General features: G+C 36.1%; 16 protein-coding genes. 13 read left to right on the top strand and 3 right to left on the bottom strand.

Going from position 1 to position 23,332, the window contains the following annotated elements:
- The first annotated feature begins 180 nt into the window (after positions 1-180).
- Positions 181-2,352: a T9SS type A sorting domain-containing protein gene (locus QP953_RS17770; protein WP_052597350.1), complete on the top strand. Its 2,172-nt coding sequence runs from the start codon at positions 181-183 to the stop codon at positions 2,350-2,352.
- A 348-nt stretch (positions 2,353-2,700) separates the two neighbouring features.
- On the opposite strand, the gene QP953_RS17765 is transcribed toward QP953_RS17770, so the two are convergent.
- Complete coding sequence (locus QP953_RS17765; RefSeq protein WP_309552164.1) at positions 2,701-5,244, bottom strand: T9SS type A sorting domain-containing protein; 2,544 nt, start codon at positions 5,242-5,244, stop codon at positions 2,701-2,703.
- Positions 5,245-5,735: 491 nt separating this feature from the next.
- On the opposite strand from QP953_RS17765, the gene QP953_RS17760 reads away from it, so the two are divergent.
- The 8 genes from QP953_RS17760 (at position 5,736) to QP953_RS17725 (ending at position 15,018) form a co-directional block, all read left to right on the top strand.
- Positions 5,736-6,707: a hypothetical protein gene (locus QP953_RS17760; protein ID WP_052597344.1), complete on the top strand. Its 972-nt coding sequence runs from the start codon at positions 5,736-5,738 to the stop codon at positions 6,705-6,707.
- A gap of 58 nt (positions 6,708-6,765) precedes the next feature.
- Entirely contained in the window at positions 6,766-8,226 is a 1,461-nt protein-coding gene (locus QP953_RS17755) for a radical SAM protein (RefSeq protein ID WP_052597342.1), read from the top strand.
- Complete coding sequence (locus QP953_RS17750) at positions 8,219-9,043, top strand: methyltransferase domain-containing protein (protein WP_309552162.1); 825 nt, start codon at positions 8,219-8,221, stop codon at positions 9,041-9,043. Before QP953_RS17755 ends, QP953_RS17750 begins: the two co-directional genes overlap by 8 nt.
- The gene (locus QP953_RS17745) at positions 9,043-10,443 is read left to right on the top strand and encodes a B12-binding domain-containing radical SAM protein (protein WP_309552160.1); all 1,401 of its coding nucleotides are present in this window, start codon (positions 9,043-9,045) and stop codon (positions 10,441-10,443) included. Before QP953_RS17750 ends, QP953_RS17745 begins: the two co-directional genes overlap by 1 nt.
- Before the next feature lie 88 nt (positions 10,444-10,531).
- The gene (locus tag QP953_RS17740) at positions 10,532-11,329 is read left to right on the top strand and encodes a GNAT family N-acetyltransferase (RefSeq protein ID WP_309552158.1); all 798 of its coding nucleotides are present in this window, start codon (positions 10,532-10,534) and stop codon (positions 11,327-11,329) included.
- A gap of 60 nt (positions 11,330-11,389) precedes the next feature.
- Positions 11,390-12,994: a glycosyltransferase family 87 protein gene (locus QP953_RS17735; protein WP_309552156.1), complete on the top strand. Its 1,605-nt coding sequence runs from the start codon at positions 11,390-11,392 to the stop codon at positions 12,992-12,994.
- Positions 12,995-13,000: 6 nt separating this feature from the next.
- Positions 13,001-13,828 (top strand): putative capsular polysaccharide synthesis family protein, encoded by an 828-nt coding sequence (locus QP953_RS17730; protein ID WP_309552153.1) that lies wholly within the window; start codon positions 13,001-13,003, stop codon positions 13,826-13,828.
- The gene (locus tag QP953_RS17725; RefSeq protein WP_309552151.1) at positions 13,816-15,018 is read left to right on the top strand and encodes a polysaccharide biosynthesis C-terminal domain-containing protein; all 1,203 of its coding nucleotides are present in this window, start codon (positions 13,816-13,818) and stop codon (positions 15,016-15,018) included. The genes QP953_RS17730 and QP953_RS17725 overlap by 13 nt, the downstream gene beginning before the upstream one ends.
- On the opposite strand, the gene QP953_RS17720 is transcribed toward QP953_RS17725, so the two are convergent.
- Positions 15,008-16,186: a hypothetical protein gene (locus tag QP953_RS17720; protein WP_309552149.1), complete on the bottom strand. Its 1,179-nt coding sequence runs from the start codon at positions 16,184-16,186 to the stop codon at positions 15,008-15,010. The two genes, QP953_RS17725 and QP953_RS17720, sit on opposite strands and share 11 nt — an antisense overlap.
- 111 nt (positions 16,187-16,297) lie before the next feature.
- Here QP953_RS17720 and QP953_RS17715 point away from each other — a divergent pair, with 111 nt between their 5' ends.
- The 4 genes from QP953_RS17715 to QP953_RS17700 all read left to right on the top strand — a co-directional run bounded on the left by QP953_RS17715 (position 16,298) and on the right by QP953_RS17700 (position 20,588).
- On the top strand, positions 16,298-17,815 hold the full coding sequence (locus tag QP953_RS17715) for a B12-binding domain-containing radical SAM protein (protein WP_052597324.1): 1,518 nt from the start codon (positions 16,298-16,300) through the stop codon (positions 17,813-17,815).
- Between the two features lie 17 nt (positions 17,816-17,832).
- The gene (locus QP953_RS17710; RefSeq protein ID WP_309552148.1) at positions 17,833-18,522 is read left to right on the top strand and encodes a methyltransferase; all 690 of its coding nucleotides are present in this window, start codon (positions 17,833-17,835) and stop codon (positions 18,520-18,522) included.
- A gap of 26 nt (positions 18,523-18,548) precedes the next feature.
- The gene (locus QP953_RS17705; protein WP_052597320.1) at positions 18,549-20,012 is read left to right on the top strand and encodes a hypothetical protein; all 1,464 of its coding nucleotides are present in this window, start codon (positions 18,549-18,551) and stop codon (positions 20,010-20,012) included.
- An 87-nt stretch (positions 20,013-20,099) separates the two neighbouring features.
- Positions 20,100-20,588 carry a TlpA disulfide reductase family protein gene (locus QP953_RS17700; RefSeq protein ID WP_052597318.1) on the top strand — a complete coding sequence of 163 codons (489 nt, stop codon included), beginning with the start codon at positions 20,100-20,102 and terminating at the stop codon, positions 20,586-20,588.
- A 137-nt stretch (positions 20,589-20,725) separates the two neighbouring features.
- On the opposite strand, the gene QP953_RS17695 is transcribed toward QP953_RS17700, so the two are convergent.
- Entirely contained in the window at positions 20,726-23,092 is a 2,367-nt protein-coding gene (locus QP953_RS17695) for a TonB-dependent receptor (RefSeq protein ID WP_052597316.1), read from the bottom strand.
- Positions 23,093-23,332 lie beyond the last annotated feature (240 nt).

Below are 23,332 nucleotides of genomic sequence, written 5' to 3'. Positions count from 1 at the left end.
AAATAGGCACAACAGTCTAAAATATAATTAAATACACAAAAAAAAATCTTAAAATCTTAATAAAATGTTATGGTTTTGTTGTTATAAAATTGTAAATTTAAAGATAAGTAAGTCACTAAAAAATCAATCCCTTAAACTGATTTATTAATCCAATTTATTTACAGTACAATTATTTTAATCATGAAAAAACTAAGATTACTAGAATGTGCGACCTTTGTGCTCAGTTTTCTATTATCTGTAGGAGCTGCCAATGCGCAAACAAAACTATGGGGAGTTGGAGCATCTAATGGTCAAGCAGATGCAGAGTTTCAAAATGCTTTTGTACAGTCAACAACGGCAGGGTCTTATTCTGCAACTCAATGGACTGCGTTGACCGTCAATGAAAATGATGCGGCTGTGATGCCTGGAAATGCTTATTGGGTAAGAAGTACCACAGGTATTTCGCAAGGTGCTTATGTCGGTACATTAAATCCTGCCAATTCTGTTTCGGCGGCAAATGGAGTGGCAATATTTGATTCTGACTTTATGGATAATGGAGGCGTTAGTACTGCTCCAGGAACAGGAACTTCTCCAGCAGAACATAGGGGAGAGTTGATTTCTCCAAGAATAGACTTGACTGGAGCTACCGATTCTGCTATTGTTGTGCAGTTCTATTCTTATTATAGACCTTTTCGATTGACAGAGTTATCCTTGTCGATTTCTACAGATGATGGGACAACATGGAGTACACCTGTTAGTATACCTGCATTGCAACCTACTCCTCAAAACTCTTTTGTTCGAGGGATGGTTAGAGCTATGTTTCCATCTGTAACAGCAGGGGTGGCTAACTTGTCTCAGTGTCGCTTGAAATTTTCATTTGATGGAGAGCTTTATTTTTCTATTTTGGATGATATTGTTATCGAAATGGCTCCAGAATATGATATTGCTATAGGACTTCCAGATGCAGATGCACCAACTTATTTTGGTGTTGGAGATATGGTTAGAATAGGTAACAATGCTTATAATCCGCTTGTGAACATTGATCGTTACAACTTGGGTGAATGGTTATGGGGAGCGAAAGTTATTAATAATGGATGGAAAAATATCTTGCCAGCGGATGCACCAAGAGTGAAGTGCTCTATTGACTTTGAAGATGCCGTGACAGGAGCCTTAACAACAGGGGTTTATTTAGATACAATTGTAGGAGGGGCGACCGATTCGATCAAATCAAATGATCGCAACGGTATTGGTTTAGTTGACTACTTGAGAGATTTAGATTTTATTATGAACAATGGTGCTGGGCGTTACTATGTGACGTATTGGGTAGAGCATAACAATGCAGATGGAACACCAGAGAATGATACCATTAGACATTCTTTTGTTATTACAGATGATCAAGGAGGGGCTTCTTCGCATTACTTGTCTAAAGCGAGGTTAGCCAATTCAGATGGTCGAGTATTTGCCCGTAGTCGCATATTCCCAGGGGGGGCGCCACATTCAGCATTTGAGTATGGGTCTGTATTTTATTTTCCAAAAGGAATGACAGACGATATAAAAATAGATTCTATTGATTTCCGTTACTACGTACCTTCTGGTTTTACAGGAGCAGCCAACCAAACGATGTTTATCAATATCTATGAATATGTAGATGGTTCTAATGGTGGAGCATCTAATGGATTTGTGACGGGCGATGAATTAACACAAGTGGGGATAGGAACGATGGCTTTAACTGGTTTGGGGACTACTGTTGCCAATGGTGATTATGGCTTGGCTGTAGTTCGTAGCTTTGCAGATGCTTCGTCAGGAGGACCAATGGGTCCCTTATCCGATGGAGGATTTTATTATATTTCTGTTTTAACACAACCTTCCTTGGCTGGCGGGGTTTCAACTTTTGGGTTTAACGATGTGCCAATTCATGGAGTAGATCGTTTGAACTATGCTATGAATATAGGGACAACTTCTAATGCATCACCAGTAGCTCCATCTACTATGAGAGTAGTTGATGCGGCTGGTTCTATAGATTGGTTCGCAGGTTTCACAGGGTTCGATGAAGTACCTTCTATAGGATTGCATTTGAACTCCTCAGCGTTGATAACAGGAAATCAAGCAATATTGGAGGCAGAGAATGCTACAATGAGCGTTTATCCTAATCCAGTAGGAAATCATTTGAATGTCGAAGTAGAATTTGATGCTCCTATCGATGTTACATATATTATGACAGATGTATCTGGTCGTGTGGTTTATTTAAGCCAAAGCAAAAATGTAACTTCCGAAAAACAAACCATTGACGTAAGTAATCTTGCAATGGGAGTTTATTTTGTCACAGCTGAAACATCCGAAGGCGTATCTACTAGTCGTTTTATCAAAAAATAATAGAATAGTTTGAGAAGATTTATTTGCTCTTAAAGCTATTTGTAATAAAAATCACCTTGACATATGGGTTGGGGTGATTTTTGTATTTGTATATGCTACGTTGCAAAAAAAAACGTAATTCTTAGATAGTCCCAACCAATTGAGTTGCACAAGTTCGTGTCTTCGTGTAATGCAGGAAGGAACTAAAGGAAAGTAGCGAAAGTAACGCTTCTGTTTGCTTTTCAATTAACACTCAAAATAAACCTAGTTTTCTACTCATTTACTCTAAAAAAAAGTTACCCTAGTTGAAAAAATAAACTAAGGTAACTTTAGAAAAACTGTGAAGAAGTATATTTAAACGTACTGTTTTTAGTGGATTACTTTTACTTTTTGATTATAAATTCCATTATTTGTTTGGATTGATAAAAAGTAAACACCTGAAGCTAATCTTTCCATAGAAATTTTATTAGTATATGGATCAGGACTATTATTGCTGTCAATTAATTGCCCCATAGCATTAAATACTTTGATAGAGGTAATTTCTGATTTTTCGCTGATGATATTTAGTAAGCCATCTGTTGGGTTAGGGAACAATCGAATATCTAAATTATCAGGAGTAGGAGGTATATCTAAAAGCCCTGAAATAGTGATATGACCTGTTATTGGTGTTGTTCCAATTTCCAAATTCTGGTGGTTAATAAGACGAACAGACGAAATTGTTACTGGAGAAATAATAGTATCTGATGACCATTTACCCATAATTAGGTCATCTTTAATAGTGAAATGCATGGCTCCAATAGGTCCCTGTCCACTAATAGGGTATTTATCTTTTCTAGAGACAGCAACTTCAATTTGACCAACTCTATGAAAGACTTTTTGAATATGAATAAGATCATTACCTAGCCAAGAATTGCTAAAGTCCACCATTACTGAACCTGCTTCGATATGATCTGGATTGTAGTTAATCGTAAACGCTAGACCATAAGCATCCGTTATTGGATAAAAAGTACTTCCTAAATAAATATCAGTCGCTAGACTATCGCCTGTATTGGCAATAGCATTATTGATACCAAATGGGCTAATACCAGCTAAAGAGTGCCCCCCAGAACGGAAGTAAGAACGACCGTAGTTAAGTTGAATCGCATTGATATCTAGAGAATCAACAACACCATCTCCATTGGAGTCAAAGTGCTTTCCATTGGGTAAATCGATAATTGGAGTTGTACTCCAGTCGGAAGCAGCGTAAGGTGTCCATGTATTGGAGGTGATTGCTCTCGGAGGTCCTGCGTCACCATAAGCCAATCCAATTGGTAATAAATCAAAGTTGTTGGCTACCGTATTATCATCCGTATCACCTGGCCATACACAACCGCTTACCCCAACAGTAACAATCGAAGCTACGCTGTAGCCAAATAAGTCACTAACAACAACGGTATAATTGCCTGGACACATATTGGTTGGAGAAAAACCAGAGATGGTCGTATCACTCCAAGTGATGTTATAAGGAGGTAAGCCGCCCAATACAGAAATATTGACAGTTCCAGAACAACCAATAATAGTATCGCAACTAGCATCAGGAGTTGTAGAAACAATTAAGGACAAACTATTGGTGCCACCACAAGGTCCTTGTGTCCAACTCGCAATGCCATATTTATGGGTAGCGACACAAGCATTTATATAAGTGAGACTATCACAACCACAAACTGGCGCATAAACAGCAGGGCAGCTTAATGCTGAATCGATCAAATTACTATCTATACAGGCGCCATTAAAACAGCCTGTACTGACGATTGCAGTATGAATAACTCCATTGACATCACTAACGGAAAGGACATAATTTTGCTCAGGACACAAATCTGTTCTGATTGGTCCAGCAGTAGAGCCATCACTCCATGCAAACGTAGCTGGTCCTGTAGCGGTAGTGCTGTCCATGAATTGGATGAAAGTATAGCTTCCATCACAAGTAGCACAGTTAGAAGAATTGGTTGTATTTCCAATTACTTCATTAGTGTTGCCAATAAGTCCATTACAAGCATTTAGAGTATCCTGAATATTTACCAAGACAGTACAAGTATCTGGAATTTGCTGAATAGAATCAATAAGCAATAAAGTGAAATAGTGATACCCTAAGTTATTGCAATCAAAATATTGGCTGGTAGTTATTGCTCCTGATGGATCAATGAGATAAGCTTGAGTTTTATTGGTGTCAATTCCTATAAGACTTAGATCGTTAGGTGTTATGCTTACTTGATTATTAGCATCTAAATAACGAGTAATGCTATTAAAACAAGTCGCTACTTGAGGAGTAGTAGGACTATTACAAGTAACGGTTAGACTAGTAGCGCTTCTATTGCCAGCGTTATCTGTAACAACAATGGTATAAATACCAGGGCACAAGTTATTTCTAGTATGTTGAAGCGTGTCTGTAGCAGTGATCCCATCACTCCACTGAAATGTATACGGCGATCCATTAGGGTTTAAAATACTTATTTGTCCTGAACCATTACATTGGGTGCAAGTCGTTGGGCTTTGGAGAAGCGAATCGGTCAATAAAATACTAGGACCGTTAAAAGTTTGTCCACAAATAAGGTTTATACTATCATAGTAGTAATTTAAGTTCCCATCAATGACTTCTATTGAGTAAAAGGAATTGGCGGCGAGTTGAGATGCGTCAATACTAACCGATCCTAAAGAGTTGCTACTGACGTTAATACCTCCAAGTGAAAAATGGTAGGGAGGGTTAAAACTAGCAACAATATTATTGCTGTCTAGTAGATTAATCGTAACAATACAGTTGGAGTCAACGTCATAATCTAGTGTCAACATTTGCGCTTGGCTAGACCTTATTAGTCCAAACCAGAGGAGGCAGGCAAAAATTGCATACTGGATTTTTAAACTGAGATTTTTTGTCATTGTGATATAAGTTTCTTTTGTATATTTAGTGCGGTGTGAATACAGTATGATTGTTAAATGTATACTTTTGGTCGATAAAAATTAAATTTTAATTGTTTCTTTACAAGTTCAGGATTTGTTTGTGTTTTAAACAAAGTAGTGATTAAGTTTTGATTATGATTTAAAATTAATATTTTATATATAAATATAAACAAAGCGATGATTTAGATTTTGGAATACTACAAATATGAAACTTTATTTGAGCTAGATCAAAAACAAAAAATAGCTTTTCTTGGAAATATTATAGTTGATTTGATTTTTATAGCATTGGTTTTTAGTGATTTGAATGTATTTATGCTTCGATAAACTTTGTTTGAAATGTTTTGGTTGATTAGGGATGTTCAAGAATAAAGTCATTTTTTGATGTTATATTAGCTAATCCAATAGCTTAAGCACCTTATTTGTGTCAAAAAACGCAAATAACACACTTTTTAATGAACTAACAAAATAGTATGAAGTTCCCCACAAAATCTAATACTACTGATTGGAAAATCGTTAGTCGAATATTAGAACCCTTATTTTATTATGATATTTTTTCTTACCCCTTAACAGTAGAAGAAGTACACGAATTTAGTTGTCATAAATCGTCTGATAAAACATTAATAAAAGAGGTGCAGGAGATTTTAGAGGAGTTGGTAGCAAAGGGCTATTTATATAAAATAGACCAGTTTTACCTGTTGGCGAATCGACCGAATTGGGTAACAAGTCGAAGAGAGAACAATCAACGCGCATTAAGGTATCTCAAACGAGCTAAAAGAATGACGCAGTTAATGACTTTTTTCCCATATGTTCGAGGAGTATTTATCTCAGGATCACTATCCAAAAATGTAATGCCCTCGGATGGGGATATAGACTATTTTATTGTTACCAAGCCCCAACGTTTGTGGGTAGCTCGAACTTTTTTAATTTTATTTAAAAAGATTTTCTTATTCAATTCTAAAAAACACTTTTGCGTTAACTATTTTGTCGATGAGCATTTGCTTGAAATCGAAGAAAAAAATCGTTTCACAGCAACAGAAGTGGCTACTGTTTTGCCAATGTATGGGACTCAAATTTACCAAGATTTTTGGCTGGCTAACGATTGGTTAGAAAACTATTATCCCAACGTAAAACCTCGTGATTTGAAGCAGACCTTGCCAGAGAAACAAAGATGGGTGCAATATCTTACGGAAGCATTATTAAATACTAGGTTAGGCGATTGGTTGGATCTTTTTTTTATGAAAAAAACCTTGAAAAGATGGAATATAAAGTTTGAAGATATGCCTGTAGAAGATTTTAACATTGCCCTAAAATCAAGACGAAATGTTTCCAAGCATCATCCTCGATTATTCCAACAAAAAGTTATCAAAGCTTTTGCCGAACGAGTCCAAAATTTTGAACAACAACATCAAATCCAGCTTTATATGACTCCCTCAGAGTTATAAAAAATTAATAGCAAGATCTATTATCGTATCATCTGTCTCTAACTATTATCGTATACGTATGAAATTATTATTTACACATTCTTATTTTTATCGCTTTGATCCCAAACAGTGGGAAGATGGACGTCCTTACCCGCCCTACGGAACGATTTATGCAGCCGCTTTGATGCGGCAAGAAGGCTATGACGTGGGATTATATGATACCAACTTAAAAGAGCGAACGGACGAAATAATTCCTGTTTTGGATCAAGAAAAACCACAATATTTGATTATCTATGATGATGGGTTTAACTACTTGACAAAGATGTGTTTGACAAAGATGCGGGAGGCGGCTTTTGAGATGATTGCTTATGGCAAAGCACGAGATTGTACGGTAATTGTTTCTAGTTCTGATTCGACAGATCATTATGCCAAGTATTTGGAAAAAGGAGCAGATTATGTACTGTTAGGAGAAGGAGAGCAGACCTTATTAGAGTTGATCAATGCACTTGAATCGGAAAAGATCAATAAAGCTTCTGTTTTAGGAATGGTGTGGTCGGATGAGTTGGGGACTATTATAAAAAATCCAAGGAGACCTGTCTTAAGAAATTTGGATGAATTGCCACAACCTGCATGGGATTTGGTGGATATTGAGGCATATCGAAAGATATGGCTTCAAAAACAAGGTTACTTTTCGTTGAATATTGCAACAACTAGAGGGTGTCCTTATAAATGCAATTGGTGTGCAAAGCCTATTTATGGCAATCGTTACAATTCGAGATCGCCAGAGCGTATTGTTGACGAAATCGAGATGCTGGTAACGAAGTATGGTGCAGAGTACTTTTGGGTATGTGATGATATTTTTGGCTTAAAGCCTGGGTGGGTACAATCTTTTCGAGATTTGTTGCAAACTCGTAATTTATCCATTCAGTACAAAATTCAATCTAGGGTTGACTTATTGCTAAAAGAGGATACCATAGATGCCTTGGCAGCGTCAGGCTTAGAGACCGTTTGGGTGGGCGCAGAATCAGGATCTCAAAAGATTTTGGATGCTATGGACAAAGGAACGGATGTTGCACAAATTTACGAAGCTACGAAGCTTCTAAAAAGCAAAGGGGTAAAAGTCGCTTTCTTTTTGCAGTTTGGCTATTTAGGAGAAACAATGGAAGATATCGAAAAAACGATTCAAATGTTGTTGGATTTGCTGCCAGATGATATTGGAATTTCTGTTTCTTATCCCTTGCCAGGAACTAAATTTTTTGAGATGGTGCAGGCAGAATTAAAAGACAAACAAAACTGGGAAGACTCTGATGATTTGGATATGATGTATCAAGCTACTTTTTCGCCTGCTTTTTATAGACGATTACATCGGTTGGTGCACAAGGTATTTCGGAAGAAGCAAGGTTGGGAAAATTTGAAACTATTATTAAAATCTCCTCAAAAAACCAATCGGGTACGCTTGCGCTCAGCACTGGGAACATTTTATTATCTTCCTGCTGCGGCAATAGATAAAATGCGTTTAAAACGTTTGGAAAATGCCTAAATTAAATCAACAACCTATAGAGCAACCTTTTAATAGTATAGCGAAGGTCTACGATCGTGAATTTACACATACTCAAACAGGCGTACTACAACGCAAGCGAGTATATAATTATCTTCAAAGGTATGTATCTACATATTCTAATTGTTCTGTTTTGGAACTGAATTGCGGGACAGGAGAAGATGCCATTTGGTTGGCAAAACAGGGCTGTTCTGTTTTGGCAACGGATATTTCGGAGACGATGGTTGCCGTAACTAAAGAGAAGGTTTTAGAAAATAAATTGGAGACAAATATCACTTGCCAAAGGCTAGGAATACAAGATTTGGAGCAGTTGAATTCGAATGATAAATACGATCTTATTTTTTCTGATTTTGGAGGTTTGAATTGTGTGTCACCTAAAGAATTAAAAAAAATAAGTATTGTTTTGCAACGTTTACTGAAACCCAATGGTCGTTTTATAGGAGTCGTGATGTCAAGGTTTTGTTGGTGGGAAACGTTGTATTTTACTTTTAAAGGGCAATTCAAAAAAGCTTGGAGACGAGAGGCTAAGGAAGCAATTGCCGCCCCGTTGACTCTTGCCACTACCGTAGATACTTGGTATTATAGCCCCAAAGAATTTGGTCATCTTTTGCAAATGGAGTTTCATTGTCAACAGACTTATCCGATTGGATTTATGTTGCCTCCCTCTTATTTGGATAATTGGTTTAAAAATAAACCTTCGTTGCTTCGAGGGTTGAATCAACTAGAAAAATGGACTCCCAAAGTTTGTGCCCGATGGAGTGACCATTATATGATTGTATTGAGACCTAAAAAAAATTAATGAAGATAATTTTTACACACGGATATTTTATAAAAGAAGACGAAAAAGAGCAGGAAATTATGCGCCCCTACCCACCTCTGGGGATTTTGTATTTGTCAGCTTGGTTGGAAAAAAATGGTGTGGATAATACAGTGTTTGACACTACTTTTTCTACTAAAAAAGAACTGTATCAACACCTGGAGCAAAAGCAACCAGACTTAATTCCCATTTATACCAATCTGATGACAAAAGTAAATGTGATTGAGTTGGTACAATTCATTCGTTCTAGTTCTATACTAAAAGATACGATTGTGGTATTGGGAGGACCTGATGTTACTTACAATATAACTGACTATCTGGCTACAGGAGCGGATATAGTTGTAATAGGAGAAGGTGAACAAACAATGCTTGAAATTGCCCAAACCATTGCACAAGGGAATCGTCAAGAGTTTGCCCATATTGATGGCTTGGCATATCGCACAAGTGATGGAGAAATATTTAAGACAAAAGCACGAAAGCGATTGCGTCCAGTAGATGATTTGCCCTTTCCCAATCGCAAAAAAATAAATCTACATCAATACTTACATACATGGAAAAAACATCATGGTCTGAATGCAGTCTCTGTAAGTACTCAACGAGGTTGTCCTTATACTTGTAAGTGGTGCAGCACTGCTGTATATGGGCAAAGTTATCGGAGGCGTTCTCCTAAGGTAGTGGTGGATGAATTAGTACACATTAAAACGTGTTATAATCCAGAAACGCTATGGTTTGTAGATGATGTATTTACGGTAAGCCACAAATGGTTGGCAGCGTTTGCGCAAGAGGTGAATGAACGCAATGCAATTATTCCTTTTGAATGTATTACTAGGGCAGATCGAATGGATGAATCGGTGATTGATTTGTTGAAAAAAGCAGGTTGTTTTCGTATTTGGATTGGTGCAGAGAGTGGCTCGCAAAAAATTATTGATGCTATGGATAGAAGGGTTGACGTGCATCAAGTCCGTTCTATGATTCAACTTACTCGCAAAAAAGGAATTGAGGCGGGAACATTTATTATGTTAGGTTATCCTGGCGAAACAGAGGAAGACATAGAAGAAACCATTCATCACCTAAAAACATCGAATCCAGATCATTTCACAATTACGATTGCTTATCCTATCAAGGGAACAGGACTTTATGAGCAGGTAGATGCATTGCAAACAACTGTTAATGATTGGAATACAAGTACAGATCGGGATCGAGATTTTAAGCGAACTTATCCCAAACGTTATTACGATTATGCTGTGCGTCGAGTCGTTAATGAGGTAAATTATCATAAACAGGTACTAAAAGGACAACAGTTTAGCCTTGCAGCAACTAAATTGAAACTAAAATCTGTTGCTGCCAAAACAGGGATGGCGTATACCAAGCGCTTTTTATAATTTATTTTGCGATAGCGTTTTGTTAAGAATAGGGCGATTTATCCAAAATACCAGCCATTGAAAAAATTAAAAATTTAAAGCAATATTCATGAATAACTTAGGCTTTTTTACTGATTTTAAACTACTAGGATCGGATGCAAAAGTGACAGAATATGTCGATTATTATTTGGTAGAAACTCCAACCAATCCAACGTTTATAGATGGAAACTGCATGGTGTTAAAATCACCTGATTTACTTCTAGACAAAGACGAGCTGGAAAAGCTTTTTAAGTGTCATTTTTCTGAAGCAACAAATCAGCATCATGTAGGTTTTCGATTGATGCATATACCTTCGGATGAAATACTTGCCCCTTACCTTCAAAATGATCAATACCAAATAGACAACTTGGCGGTAATGACTTATGACAAGGAGGCTGTAGAGGCAAAAACAGTATTGCAGGAGGAGCGTGACCACATTCGAACATTTTCTTCTGATTTAGATTGGGAACAATGGACACAGCATGAAATTAGAGAGCGCCCAACGGTTTTTTCAGAAGCTTCTTTTAAGGCTTATTTATTGAATAGAAGAAATGTTTATAAAACCATGATAACACAGGAGATGGGGAACTTTTATGGCGTTTTTCGAGATGGAAAATTATTAGCTGCTGCGGGCTTGTATATTTTTGATAAAATTGGTCGATTTCAACAAGTTCGAACTATTGAAAGTGCTAGAAGGCAAGGTTTGTGCAAGCGTTTGATTCAACATATCTATACTGTAAATATGCTGCAAATGGAAGAAGCGGTTATTGTTGCCGATGAAGACTATCATGCCTTGAAAATATACGAAGGTTTAGGCTTTAGAACGAGAGAAAATCAATATGATTTGACTAAAGTTGTTGCTCAATAGTCTGAAAAAGAAGCCTTTAAATAATTGCTGTTTATAGAATTTCTGACGAATACCTACCAATTGAAAAAAACGACAAATATACCAACCTTATTATTTCTTGGACCACTACTATTGGGGCTGTGTTATTGGCTTATTAGAACGTATGGACTCCCTATTCATGATTTTTCGAATGCTTATATTGGTGCTGTATTTCTAAAAGAGGGTTGGTGGTCAACAGAAGTTTATGATGCTTGGAAATTCAATTCGATGGCTTTAGAAAAGGGATTTTCTAATTTATTTTTGGCCTATTATCCTAATACACCTTTTTTAGCCTTTTTCTTTTATCCTGCTACTTTTTTGTCACCAATATGGGCTAAGATTTGCTTTAATCTATTGAGTAGTAGTTTGTTTCTATTGATGTTGGTGCGAGCGCAGCGACGATGGCGATTTTCAGCTGGGGTATTTCTCCTAGTGCCTGTTGTATTTTTTACAAGCCTGCGGAATGGGCTATATTTTGGACAAGTATACTTATTATTGAGTTTTTTACTAGCCGAAGGACTGCATGCATTTCAAAAAAAACGCTTTGTTGTTGGGGCTTTTTGTTGGGCAATAGCATTGATGTTAAAAGTATTTCCAGTGTTGCTAGGTGTATTGCTAATTGCAGAAAAGCACTATAAGGCAGCGTTGGTTTATGGAGTCGCTTGTATTAGTTTGTTGAGCGTATCGTTATTTCAAGTAGACATGGCAAACTGGATGTATTATTTCACCGATGTATTTCCAAAATCATCTTCAGGAACCTACTACGATGGTTTTACACCTGCTGCAAAGTCCGCAACAATGCTGTTTAAGCATCTCTTTGTATACGATGCCTTACATAATCCTACGCCTGTTTTCAATTCGTACACAGCATTTATCTTCATGCAAGCTTTTTATAAAACGATTATATTAAGTACAGCTATTTTTTTTACTTGGAAGTCAAAACAAGACTTGATAACAAAAGTAGGGCTATGGCTCATTGCAGGTATGCTCTTGTCTCCAGGATTGAGTTCTTATGCAGGAATACTGTTATTATTTCCTTGGTTGGTTGTGTTTCGAAACGATTTGCAATTAACACAAAAACAACAGATTTTATTTTCTGTGCTAATCGCTCTATATGTTAACCTTCCGATTACTTATTTTTACGAATTACCTCTGTATTTAAAGTTCCCAAAAGTATATGTGTTGCTCTTGATTTTTATATACTACCAACAGTTATTGCTCCCAAAAGAAAGTAAGCGCATCAATCACATTAGCCAAGTAGGGATAGGAATGGGGCTGTTCTTGTTTTTTACCGTACCAGCTGTTATTAAAAAGACGCCTCCTCAAAATACCTATGTATTAGAAAAAGAGAAGCATATTTTGACGAGCGACTATACGATTAAGAATGGGCAATTGGAATACGAATATTGGACGGTTCCTACTCCCAAAAGACTTACCACTAATATTATGGTTCATCAATTTGATACGAATGTTGTACGGATCAAAGACAAACAAATTTATTATAAGGGAATGCCTTTGACCAACACGAACTCAAACAAGCGAAAGCCTATGGTTATTAATGGAAAAGAGATCTTTTATTTGTCGGATCAGAACCGTGGGATGGGATTTTATACTTTAATGAAAGTGAGGTTGACAGAGAAAAAATAAGGCAGTATGAAGTATTATTTAAAGTCATTTTACCGTTATCATATTCGTGGACAATGGTACTATTTAAAGGCTAAAAAATCATTATCATCGGAGCAAAAACCAATTGTAATTTACAGTATGGGAAAAGTAGGATCGTTGTCTTTGTATCATTCGATTCGAAGTCATAGTAACAGCCCAATATTCCACATACATAGCTTAAATCAAAGGCGTATAGATTGGGAATACAAGACTTGTAGAGCAAAAGGTTGGTGGCCCGATTCTAAAAATACGGGTGCTCTAATTTATAACAAAAAAATTCAACCCAACCAACCAACTTCAATTATAACAACAATAAGAGAACCGATAGAACGCAATGTATCTGCTTTTTTTGAAGTGTTTCGTTATTATAATAATATGGATGCTTCCAACTATGATAATGATGTTTCTCTTTTGCAAGAACAATTCTTACAACTAGTGCCTCATGATTATCCGTTAAATTGGCTAGACGATGAATTAAAAATGATGCTGGAAATAGATGTTTTTGCGACTAATTTTGATACTCAAAAAAAGTATAAAGAATATCAGAGAGGAAATTTTGAATTGTTATTAATGCGGGTAGATTTGCCAGATGCTAAAAAAGAAAAAAGGTTGAAGGAATTTCTTAATATTCCTAATTTGAAATTGGAGCGCCATAATATTGGAGCACAAAAAGACTATGCGCATTTATACCACACATTTAAAACCAGTTTGAGATTGCCTAAAAACTATGTAGAGCAAATGTTAGATTCTAAATATTGCCGCCATTTTTACAGTCAAGAAGAACGCCATAGCTTATTTAAAAAATGGACGAACTAGATAGAAAAAAAAAGCAACGATTGACATGGATTGTTCTGTATGGTAGTCTTCAAATTCTACCTCCACTAGGACAGTTTCTTATTTCTTATTTTGTCATTCGATTCAATTCAGAGGCAGCTTGGGGCGAAATAGTAAATTATTTGATTTTTGTCAACTTAGCTATTTTATTTTTTAATTGGGGGCAGAATACCTACTTGATTCGAGCCTTTAGTCAAAATGTTCAAATGGTAGCCGTTTATTGGCAAGAGTCGTTTTGCAGTCGTTTGGTTTTGTTGGGATTAGTGCAGATGGTTGCCATTGTTTTTTTTTATGGAGATGGGGTAAGTTGTTGGTGGCTTTCTGTTTGGTTGTGGGGAGCTTTTGGAGTGCGCTCCTTTGATCCGTTGCCTATTTATACTAGAAGATTAAAAGGAGCTTTGAGCATAGAAGGGGGAGGATTGATGATGATATTAATAGCCTTGTGGTCACATCGTTCCAATTTGGATACCAACTACCTACTTTTTTTATATGCATTTTTAGCTGTTGCCAAAGCTATGGCTTATGCCTTTTTTTATCGACGTGTTGTTTTAAAGAATTGGAAATGGAGGTTTCGAAAAGCATTTTTGGTCACTGCTTTTCCTTTTTTTATACCAGCGATGATTGGATTTGTTCAAAGTAGAATAGATTTGTATGGAGTAGCATTTTATTTATCAGAAGAAACATTGGGGGCTTATCAAGTTTTTTTCAAAGCATTTAGTTTGTTTATACTAGGAAATAGAATTATTGTGAGTCCATTTTTAAAAAACATTTATCGAATGCCTGATACAGCCTTACAACGGCTCAACCATTGGATGTTTGGGTTGGGAATATGGGGAACAGCACCAGTTGTAATTGCTTTTTACTATTTATTACCTTGGATATACGGAATTAACTTTTCTGCTTGGATGTATGGTTTGGGGTATCTAATGATCGTACCTTTTTTTGGCTATGCTATTCAAACGCATCATCTAATAAAAATAGAAAAAGAAAAGCAGTTAGTTGTGGTCTTTTTGGGGGCTGCATTCGCGAATATTTGTTGCAACTATATTCTAATTCCGACCTATGGTGCTTTGGGAGCAATTGCTTCAACGGCTATAGTACAGTGGTTGCTATTTTTTGTTTTTAGGATATTGCTTGGTAAGTCGTCAAAATGGCAAAAAATTAATAATTAGGCTCATAAAAAGATGCTTCTTGAGCAGATTCAGGAGTTGCTAGCACAGGCAAAGGATTTAAATGATCTACTTCTGAACGATGGTACAAGTTGCCCAATTGAGGATATTCTGGATGCGTATGTGTCGTATAGCTTTGTAATAATGCTTGAGTTTGTGGCAAGGTATAATTCCATTCTAACGCCAATCGTTCGGCGCTTGGTTCCATAAAAGATATATACAGTAATTCAGCAAAGTGGTGTTCTTGTAGTAATGCATAACTTAGATCAGAGTGTAGTTGATTTCTGGCATCGCTTAACAAGGCATTCTTGTGTCGGATGTTTTGATTAAAAGAAGCAGCTTGAGGATGTTGTAACACAAAATTAGGCTGTATAATTGATTCATGGCACCACATACACTTGGCAGGCTTTCCAGCTTCTCCTAAGGATGGAGGAACGGCCGTTTTTAGTTGTCCCAACTCATTATAAATAGCAAAACGAGGTTGTCCGTTAGGCATAAAATCAAATACCTCAAAATCGCTTGCTTGGAAAGTTCCTTGTTGGACATCTCCGGTTCCTTCTACAGCCATAAACGCCATTTTTTTAAAATCTATAATCGTATTATTGGTTTGGTAAATCACTCGATTTCCCATTGTTACACTCGAATTACCACTGTCCAAACGAATAACAGCAGTATCTTCAAAATTATAGACATTTTTAAAGCCCTCTAACGTAGGATAAACTCCTGTAATCGCGTAATAATGGTAACTGCTATTCAATGTGAGGACAACAAATCGCCCCAAATCCATATATTGATTTTTTTGGTAGGCGGCACTGCTTTTGATGGTATTAATAATTCGTTGCAAAGCATTTTGAGCATTGTTAGAGAAGCCTAGTAGCGCACAATCAATTTCTAGTAGCGCCAATTGATGATTCTCTTTTTTCCAACGAATCGCCTTTTCTAATTGTCCTTGAGGTAAGGCAGCTCCCAAATAAGAAAAATACCACTTTAAACCACTTTTGAGGGTCTCAGAGTCAGATGATGGAGGGTTGTAATAATATTGCAAACAAATTTTTAAATCAGAAGGTGGATTTAATTTATCGCTAGAACAAGCCAAGGGCAGAGCAATAAGGCTGGAAAGACCTCCATAAAATAAAAAAAAAGTTAGGTAACGTAAGGTTGCTGCAATCATAAAAGTAGACGATTCAAACGAAGAATTTATGACATAGATGGTTAAAATACTAAGTTTTACAAAAAACATTGTAAATTACGACAATAGAGCTAAAGTTAAAAATAACAAGGAATGATGAGAATCTCCCCCCACAAAGTAATTTTATTTAATCCTAGAAGTGCCAATTCCAAATATCGAATTCCGAATAGTATTTTACAAGTAGGAGCCTCTATAGAAGGTAAATTTGATTATGTATTTGTTGATGGTAATATGGAGCAAGATCCTTACGCTAAGATAGCTTCTTATTTGAAAACAGGTGAATTTAAGTATTTGGGCATGACGGTTATGCCCGGTCCACAACTTAGCCAAGCCATCCCATTTGCCAAAAAAGCCAAAGAAGAATTTCCAGATATTATTAATATATGGGGAGGATACTTTCCTTCCAATCAATATAAAGTGGTTATTCAAGCGCCTTTTATTGATTATATTGTGAATGGTCCTGGTGATAATGCCTTTCCTGCTTTGTTGATGGCGTTGGAGAACGACTTGCCTTATGAGTTTATTCCCAATTTAATTTATCAGACTGTTGATGGTCAAATTGTAAAAACTAAAAAAGAAGGTCTACTCAATCAAGATCAACTAACAGAGTTGCCTTATGATTATTTAAATACATTTTACCCAATTGAAAAATACCTCGGAAAGACGTATTTAGGCAACAAAACCTTGGCTTACCATTCTAGTGTAGGTTGCCCTTTTAAATGTTCTTTTTGTGCCGTTGTTCCTATTTATAATGGTCGTTGGCAAGCTAAAAGTGCTCAAAATGTATACAAAGATGTATTAAAAATTAAGAAAGAGTACGGAGCAACAGCAATAGAGTTTCACGACAACAATTTCTTTGTTTCTGAAAAACGTACAGCAGAATTCTCAAGGTTGATGTTGAAAGAAAATATGGTTTGGTGGGGTGAAGGTAGAATTGATACCATTGATCGTTATTCGGATGAAACATTGCATTTGATGCGAAAAGCTGGGTGCAAAATGATTTTCTTTGGGGCAGAGAGTGGTGATGATGCCATTCTTCAACAAATGGACAAAGGAGGGAAGCAAACGGCAGCACAAATAAAAAGCTTTGCCGCTAGAATGAAAAAAGTAGATATTATTCCAGAATATTCATTTGTCTTGGGGTTGCCTGCCGAAAGTGAAGAAAAAGTGATGGCTCAGATTGATGCTGATATTGCGTTCATCAAGGAAATAAAAGAAATTAATCCTGCAACAGAAATTATTATTTATTTATATAGCCCAGTGCCGACAGAAGGCTCCGAGTTATTTGAACGAATCACGGCTGCTGGATTTGAATTCCCTAGTCAACTAGAAGATTGGATTACACCACAATGGCAAAACTTTGATTTGAGAAAAAATCCGCTTACCCCTTGGCTGACTCCTGCTATGGTCGATAAGATTAAAAACTTTGAAACAGTTTTGAATGCGTATTATCCAACGGTATCAGACATTCGATTGAGTAAATTTCAGCGAAAGATGATACATATTCTATCCGTATTACGTTATCGCCTTGGGCTGTACAAATTTCCCTATGAGTTAAAAGTATTGCAGAAAATTTGGAAATATCGTCAACCCGAAATTGAAGGCTTTTAGAGTGTAGTATAAACATTATGATAGATCGAATACGACGTCAATTCAGACGATTGACGCAACCTATATTGTGGCGATTATACAAGGCTTATTTGTCCAAAACACGTTGGTTTAATTACGATGGCTTGTCTATAAAAGTAGCACCTTCTGTATTTCATCCAGGATTGCTATTTAGTACTAAAATTTTAGCCCAATTTGCATTAAATTTAGAATTAAAAGGCTCTAAAGTACTTGAATTAGGGGCAGGAAGTGGATTAATAGCTTCTTTAATGGCGAGAGAGGGTTTCCTTGTCACAGCAAGTGACATTAATCCTATAGCTGTTCGCTCTATCTTAGAAACTAAGGATATGAATAACTTAGAATTGGAGGTCATCGAATCTGATTTATTGGAAAATATACCCCCTACAATATTTCAATATATTCTAATTAATCCACCTTATTTTCCGCAAGAACCCACAAATAATCGAGAAAAAGCGTTTTTTTGTGGGCAGAATTTTGAGTACTTTCATAACTTATTTTCTACAATAGGTACTTACATGCAAGTGCAAAGTTCTATCTTTATGATTTTGTCCGACGATTGTGCCATTGAAACGATACAGAGTATTGCACGCAAACATCATTTTACGTGGAAGTTATTGCACGAAGAAAAAGTATGGGGCGAAACAAATTTCATTTATGAGATAACAAAAGACAGGTTAACACCAATTTAAAGAAATTAAATTTATCGCGTTTTATAATGCACAAAACCAAGCTAGTAAACCTATTTCAGCATTTAGACTCTAGAGAAATTACTCGTTTCTTAGATTATGTCAATTCCCCATTTTATAACAAACATGCGGAAGTTAAGAAGCTATGTGCTTACTTAGCGAAGTATGTTCCTAATCCTAAGCGACAGCATCGTTTAGAAAAAGAACGTGTTTTTAAATATGTTTATCCTAACAAAAAATTTGATGGCAATGCCCTTCATAGTATTAGTTCCAAATTACTTTCTTTGTTGCACGATTACTTAGTGATAACAGCGCACGAAGAAAAGCACAACCAACATTTGATCAAGATACTAGCAGAGTTGCGGCATAGAAAACAATTTAAAGATTATGATGCTATTCTTCGAAAGATTGAAAGAAGCGAAGAGAGTTCTTATACAGATGTAGAAGATTTGTACTGGGAAAAGTTTTCTTATCACAAAGAATTGGATGTTAATTTTGTAACACAGGGAGGACGGACTTACAATGAAAATTTGCAACTTAAAAATGATTTTTTAGACTTGTTCTTTATTACTAAAAAGCTTAAAGTTGCTTGTGATATGGTGAGTCGAAATATTGTTATTGGTAGTAATTATGAATACCGTTTGGTGGATGAACTTTTTGTTTATTTGGATCAACCGAATAGTCCATATGGGCAAGAGCCTACGATTAAAATTTATGCGGGAGTATTAAAAATGTTGTTGTATGGAGAAAAAGGAGATGGGGAATATTTTAAAGTAAAAGGCTGGTTGGTAGAGCATCAGGCAATTTTTTCAAAGAAAGAGCTCAAAAATATATACGACTACCTAGAAAATTATTGCATTCGTTGTTATAATAAAACGGCAAGTGAACAATATCTAAAGGAAATACTGGATATTTCTAAGTTTTTAGTCAAGCATGAGATCAATTTTGTAGATGGTTATTTGTCTGATGGAGATTATAAAAACATAGGAACAAGTGCAATTAGTCTGGGAGATTATGAATGGGCAGCCGAGTTTATTGAAACCTATAAAAAAGCTTTGATACCCCAATATCAAGAGAGCGCCTATTCTTTGTTGATGGGGTTTTTACTTTATTCCAAAAAAGAATATGGAGTTGCGTTGCAAGCTTTACACAATGTAGTGTTTACCAATTATACCTATCATATTGGAGCCAAAATGATTCAACTTAAAATTTATTATGAAATAAATGAAGGAGAAGCCTTATATTCCTTGACCGATGCCTTTCGAAATTACCTCAAACGGAACAAACAGTTGACAGAAGACATCCGAGTTGTGTATTATAATTTCATTAACCTTATTCGGCGGACGTATAAATTAAAAGAAAGTAAGGATTATCTGTCTGACAATAAGTTTTTAAAGGAATTTCAAAAATTAGAAATATTATTTAATACAACCAATCCGATTGCTAGTAAAACGTGGTTGGTAGAAATGTTTGAAGCATTGAGGAATACATAATTTCAGTGCGTTAAGACGATGGTGTTAATAGAACACAAATGGCATGGACAAGATTTTTATAATTTTTATAACTAAACACTAAATAAAATGATACGACTAATTATGCTGACAGTAGCACTATTATCAGGAGTATTGACTATGGCACAAGATAGATTGCCTGACGCTACTTTAAAGACATCCACAGGTCAAGAGGTGAATGCAAAAACATTGAGCAACGATGGAAAGCCATTCGTCGTTGTAATATGGGCAACTTGGGACAGTCCTAGTAAGCGATTGCTAAACACCATTCATGAGGAATACGAAGATTGGGTTGATGGAACAGGAGTGAAACTTATTGCCGTTTCTATAGACGATGCTCGAAATATGGCTAGAGTAAAACCTTATGTGGTATCAAAAGGCTGGCAATATGAGTACTATCTCAATCCAGAAAAAGATTTTATGACCAAAATGAATGCAAACCATCCACCACACGTAGCTGTTTTTGATGGGGAAGGAAAATTGATGTGGAAACAAACTGGATATGAACAAGGAGATGAGGAAAAAATACTTGAGGCAATCAAAAAATGTATTCCTTAATCCAAGTTAATCGTCGTACCAAAAAATTATAGTAAATAATAGATTAATTCTTACTATAATTTTTTGGACGATTTATGAGTAGAGTAAATTACAACTTGTTGATTGATAGTTTTGGTTTTGTAGAAACGGAAAAAGATCTAAAAATCAATTTGGAAACTAAGTACTGGCAAAATTCCAGCTTGATAACGAGGAAATAATTCATTCTTTTGACGATCATAACCATAAAAACTAATATTTCTATAGTTGGTAACATTTTGAACATCAAGAGCAATGGTATAGGAGAATTTTTTGTGATCTTTTCGATATGCGATACGCGTATCTAAGCGAAAATAAATAGGAGCTTTAGCACTATACGCTTTATCTTCGTCCTCTACCAAAGCACGAGCAGCAATAGAAGCAGCTTCATCTGCTGGAGTATAGCGAATACCATCTGCTAAAAATGTTTTAATACCCACTTGTAAAACACCCCCTTTTTTGAAGGTAAATTCATAGCCTCCCATCAAGCTTGTTCCCCAACCTCTATTGTAACGAGTATTACGCCATTCTGTATCGCCCAGAGATTTATACTGTGCTTGATAAATAGAACCCGTTGCCAATAAAAAGAAGTTTCTACCAAAGGCTTTTTCTATCGTAATATCTAAGCCGTAGTTTTGGGCAAACCCTTCCGAAGTCATTGCTACATGACCATAGGTTTGGCGTTCATTGAACAGCCAATAAGTACTTGCGCTATCAATACCTGTCGGGATATCAAAGCCATATTGATAGTAAATTTCAGCTGTTGCTCTAAAGCCCAATGCAATAACTTGTTGGTAAGATAAAATAGCGTGATGCCATTTAGCAATTTCTAAGTTTTTGTTAGGCTGACTTACGTTGCCAAATTGATCTTTGATGCGCAAATGATAGGTTCCAATAGGAATTAATTTGCCATGCAAGCCATAAGCAGCACTGATTGTTGTTTTGGAAAAAGGTTTGTATTGCACCGAAAACCTAGGTTCAATACTGTAGGTATTGTTCATTGCAAAATACATGGCATGAAGCCCAGCATTAATTGTAAAATAGTTGTTTGGGCGATAGCTTCCTTGGGCATAAGCTTGTATTAAAAAGTTTGTATTTGCATCACTGATATCCAAATACTGGTGATTGGTTAGATCGTTGGCGCGTCGTTCACTTAGACTTAACCAATGAGAAATGGCATGCACCAAAGCGCCTGATTTTAGACGAAAACGATTGCTAAATTTATAGCCATAAGTAACATGAGCTTGCGAACGGAGTATCTTATAATCGTACAGTAAAAAGCTATCTCTATTCTCTAAATTAGTAATTTCGGGTTCATACTGTGTCGAAAAAATATGAGTTAATACCGTTCCTACAGTAGCTTTTAAATAAGATTTTTCATTCATGAGTCGACGAAAACTTGCCCCTATGACCCCTAAATTAGAACCTGCTTTTTCGTATTGATAATCCCATGTGTTTTGCCAGTCTGCGGTATCTTCTTTAACAGACCAAAGTTCATTACTGATGCCTCCAACCCCAAATATTTTAAACTCATTTTTATTGTCTTTCGAATTAAACGTTAAGCAGAAAGATAGATCTTGAAAATCGTTTGCTACATTCTCACGAACAACATAAAGTCCCATTGCATTTAAAAGCCCCAGAGTTGAATAACGATAATTTATTAGATAAGAACTTCTACCTTTTTTCATCGGCCCTTCTGTGGAAAAACCCAGCCCAACCAATCCAATTTTGGCAGAATGTTCTCGTTGTATCATATTTCCTTTGCGAAAACGCATATCAAACACACCAGCAAAAGCATTGCCATACTCTGCGGCAAAGCCACCCGTAGAAAAATCAGTATTGCCTAGCAAAGCAGCACTAAAAACAGTGATTCCACCCCCCGTAGAAGCAGGTCGGGCAAAATGAGTTGGGTTGGTAATTTCTAAACCCTCTAAACGCCACAAAACACCTACGGAAGAATTACCTCGAATGATGACATCGTTTTCATTGTCTTGGTCACTTTGTACCCCTGGCAATGCTGCTGCCATACGTCCAGGGTCGTCCAAGCTAGCGGCATAACGTTTGGTTTCTTCTACAGAAAAAGAACGGGTACTGACAACAGACAAATCATTTAAAGCTTGGTTACCAACTCCATCGGCACTTTTAGAGGCATTGACAACAACTGTTTCTGTAACCTCTACTTGTTCTTTTAATAAGATGTCTAAGTATATTTCCTTACTTGAAGAGACAATTAAATCTTCTGATACATAAGGCTCATAACCTAAATATTGCGCTTTTATTTGTTGACGCCCTACAGGAACCTTTTCTAAAACAAAATCACCATTTTCATCAGAGACACCATTAATATTTGTCTGATCGACAACTAAGGTAACTCCAATTAAGGGCATTTGGCTAGCATGGTCTACAACTTTTCCTCGAATAGTTTGCGTTTGAGCAAAAGAAGAAAAAAGAAAAATAAAGTTAAAACACAAAGAAAGTAACAGTTTCATTGATTGTATGTTTATAGATCAATTTCAAGTGATAATGTTCATAAAAGTAAGTTTTTAAATAATAAATTTAGGTAAGCAAGGATAAAAAGTATGGGAAAAATATTCTTGTTCATTCTACAAAGTTCTGAGAGAAAACTAAGTTTTATAACGAAAGTGATGCCGTGAAAATAAAAAAGAAGTAGTCTTGTAGAGCACTATATTGGTGTTATATGAACGAAAGAACACTGTTCGCTAAATTAG

It is taken from the genome of Aureispira sp. CCB-E (assembly GCF_031326345.1).
GTDB lineage: Bacteria > Bacteroidota > Bacteroidia > Chitinophagales > Saprospiraceae > Aureispira.
The sequence above is the reverse complement of the archived record's forward strand: the minus strand, read 5'-3'. Positions and strand labels throughout refer to the sequence as shown.

Coding starts and splice junctions, on each gene's coding strand:
- QP953_RS17720 (WP_309552149.1), bottom strand. CDS start 16,186: ATGATTGCAGCAACCTTACGTTACCTAACTTTTTTTTTATTTTATGGA.
- QP953_RS17745 (WP_309552160.1), top strand. CDS start 9,043: ATGAAGATAATTTTTACACACGGATATTTTATAAAAGAAGACGAAAAA.
- QP953_RS17715 (WP_052597324.1), top strand. CDS start 16,298: ATGATGAGAATCTCCCCCCACAAAGTAATTTTATTTAATCCTAGAAGT.
- QP953_RS17695 (WP_052597316.1), bottom strand. CDS start 23,092: ATGAAACTGTTACTTTCTTTGTGTTTTAACTTTATTTTTCTTTTTTCT.
- QP953_RS17765 (WP_309552164.1), bottom strand. CDS start 5,244: ATGACAAAAAATCTCAGTTTAAAAATCCAGTATGCAATTTTTGCCTGC.
- QP953_RS17760 (WP_052597344.1), top strand. CDS start 5,736: ATGAAGTTCCCCACAAAATCTAATACTACTGATTGGAAAATCGTTAGT.
- QP953_RS17755 (WP_052597342.1), top strand. CDS start 6,766: ATGAAATTATTATTTACACATTCTTATTTTTATCGCTTTGATCCCAAA.
- QP953_RS17705 (WP_052597320.1), top strand. CDS start 18,549: ATGCACAAAACCAAGCTAGTAAACCTATTTCAGCATTTAGACTCTAGA.
- QP953_RS17725 (WP_309552151.1), top strand. CDS start 13,816: ATGGACGAACTAGATAGAAAAAAAAAGCAACGATTGACATGGATTGTT.
- QP953_RS17730 (WP_309552153.1), top strand. CDS start 13,001: ATGAAGTATTATTTAAAGTCATTTTACCGTTATCATATTCGTGGACAA.
- QP953_RS17770 (WP_052597350.1), top strand. CDS start 181: ATGAAAAAACTAAGATTACTAGAATGTGCGACCTTTGTGCTCAGTTTT.
- QP953_RS17700 (WP_052597318.1), top strand. CDS start 20,100: ATGATACGACTAATTATGCTGACAGTAGCACTATTATCAGGAGTATTG.
- QP953_RS17740 (WP_309552158.1), top strand. CDS start 10,532: ATGAATAACTTAGGCTTTTTTACTGATTTTAAACTACTAGGATCGGAT.
- QP953_RS17710 (WP_309552148.1), top strand. CDS start 17,833: ATGATAGATCGAATACGACGTCAATTCAGACGATTGACGCAACCTATA.
- QP953_RS17750 (WP_309552162.1), top strand. CDS start 8,219: ATGCCTAAATTAAATCAACAACCTATAGAGCAACCTTTTAATAGTATA.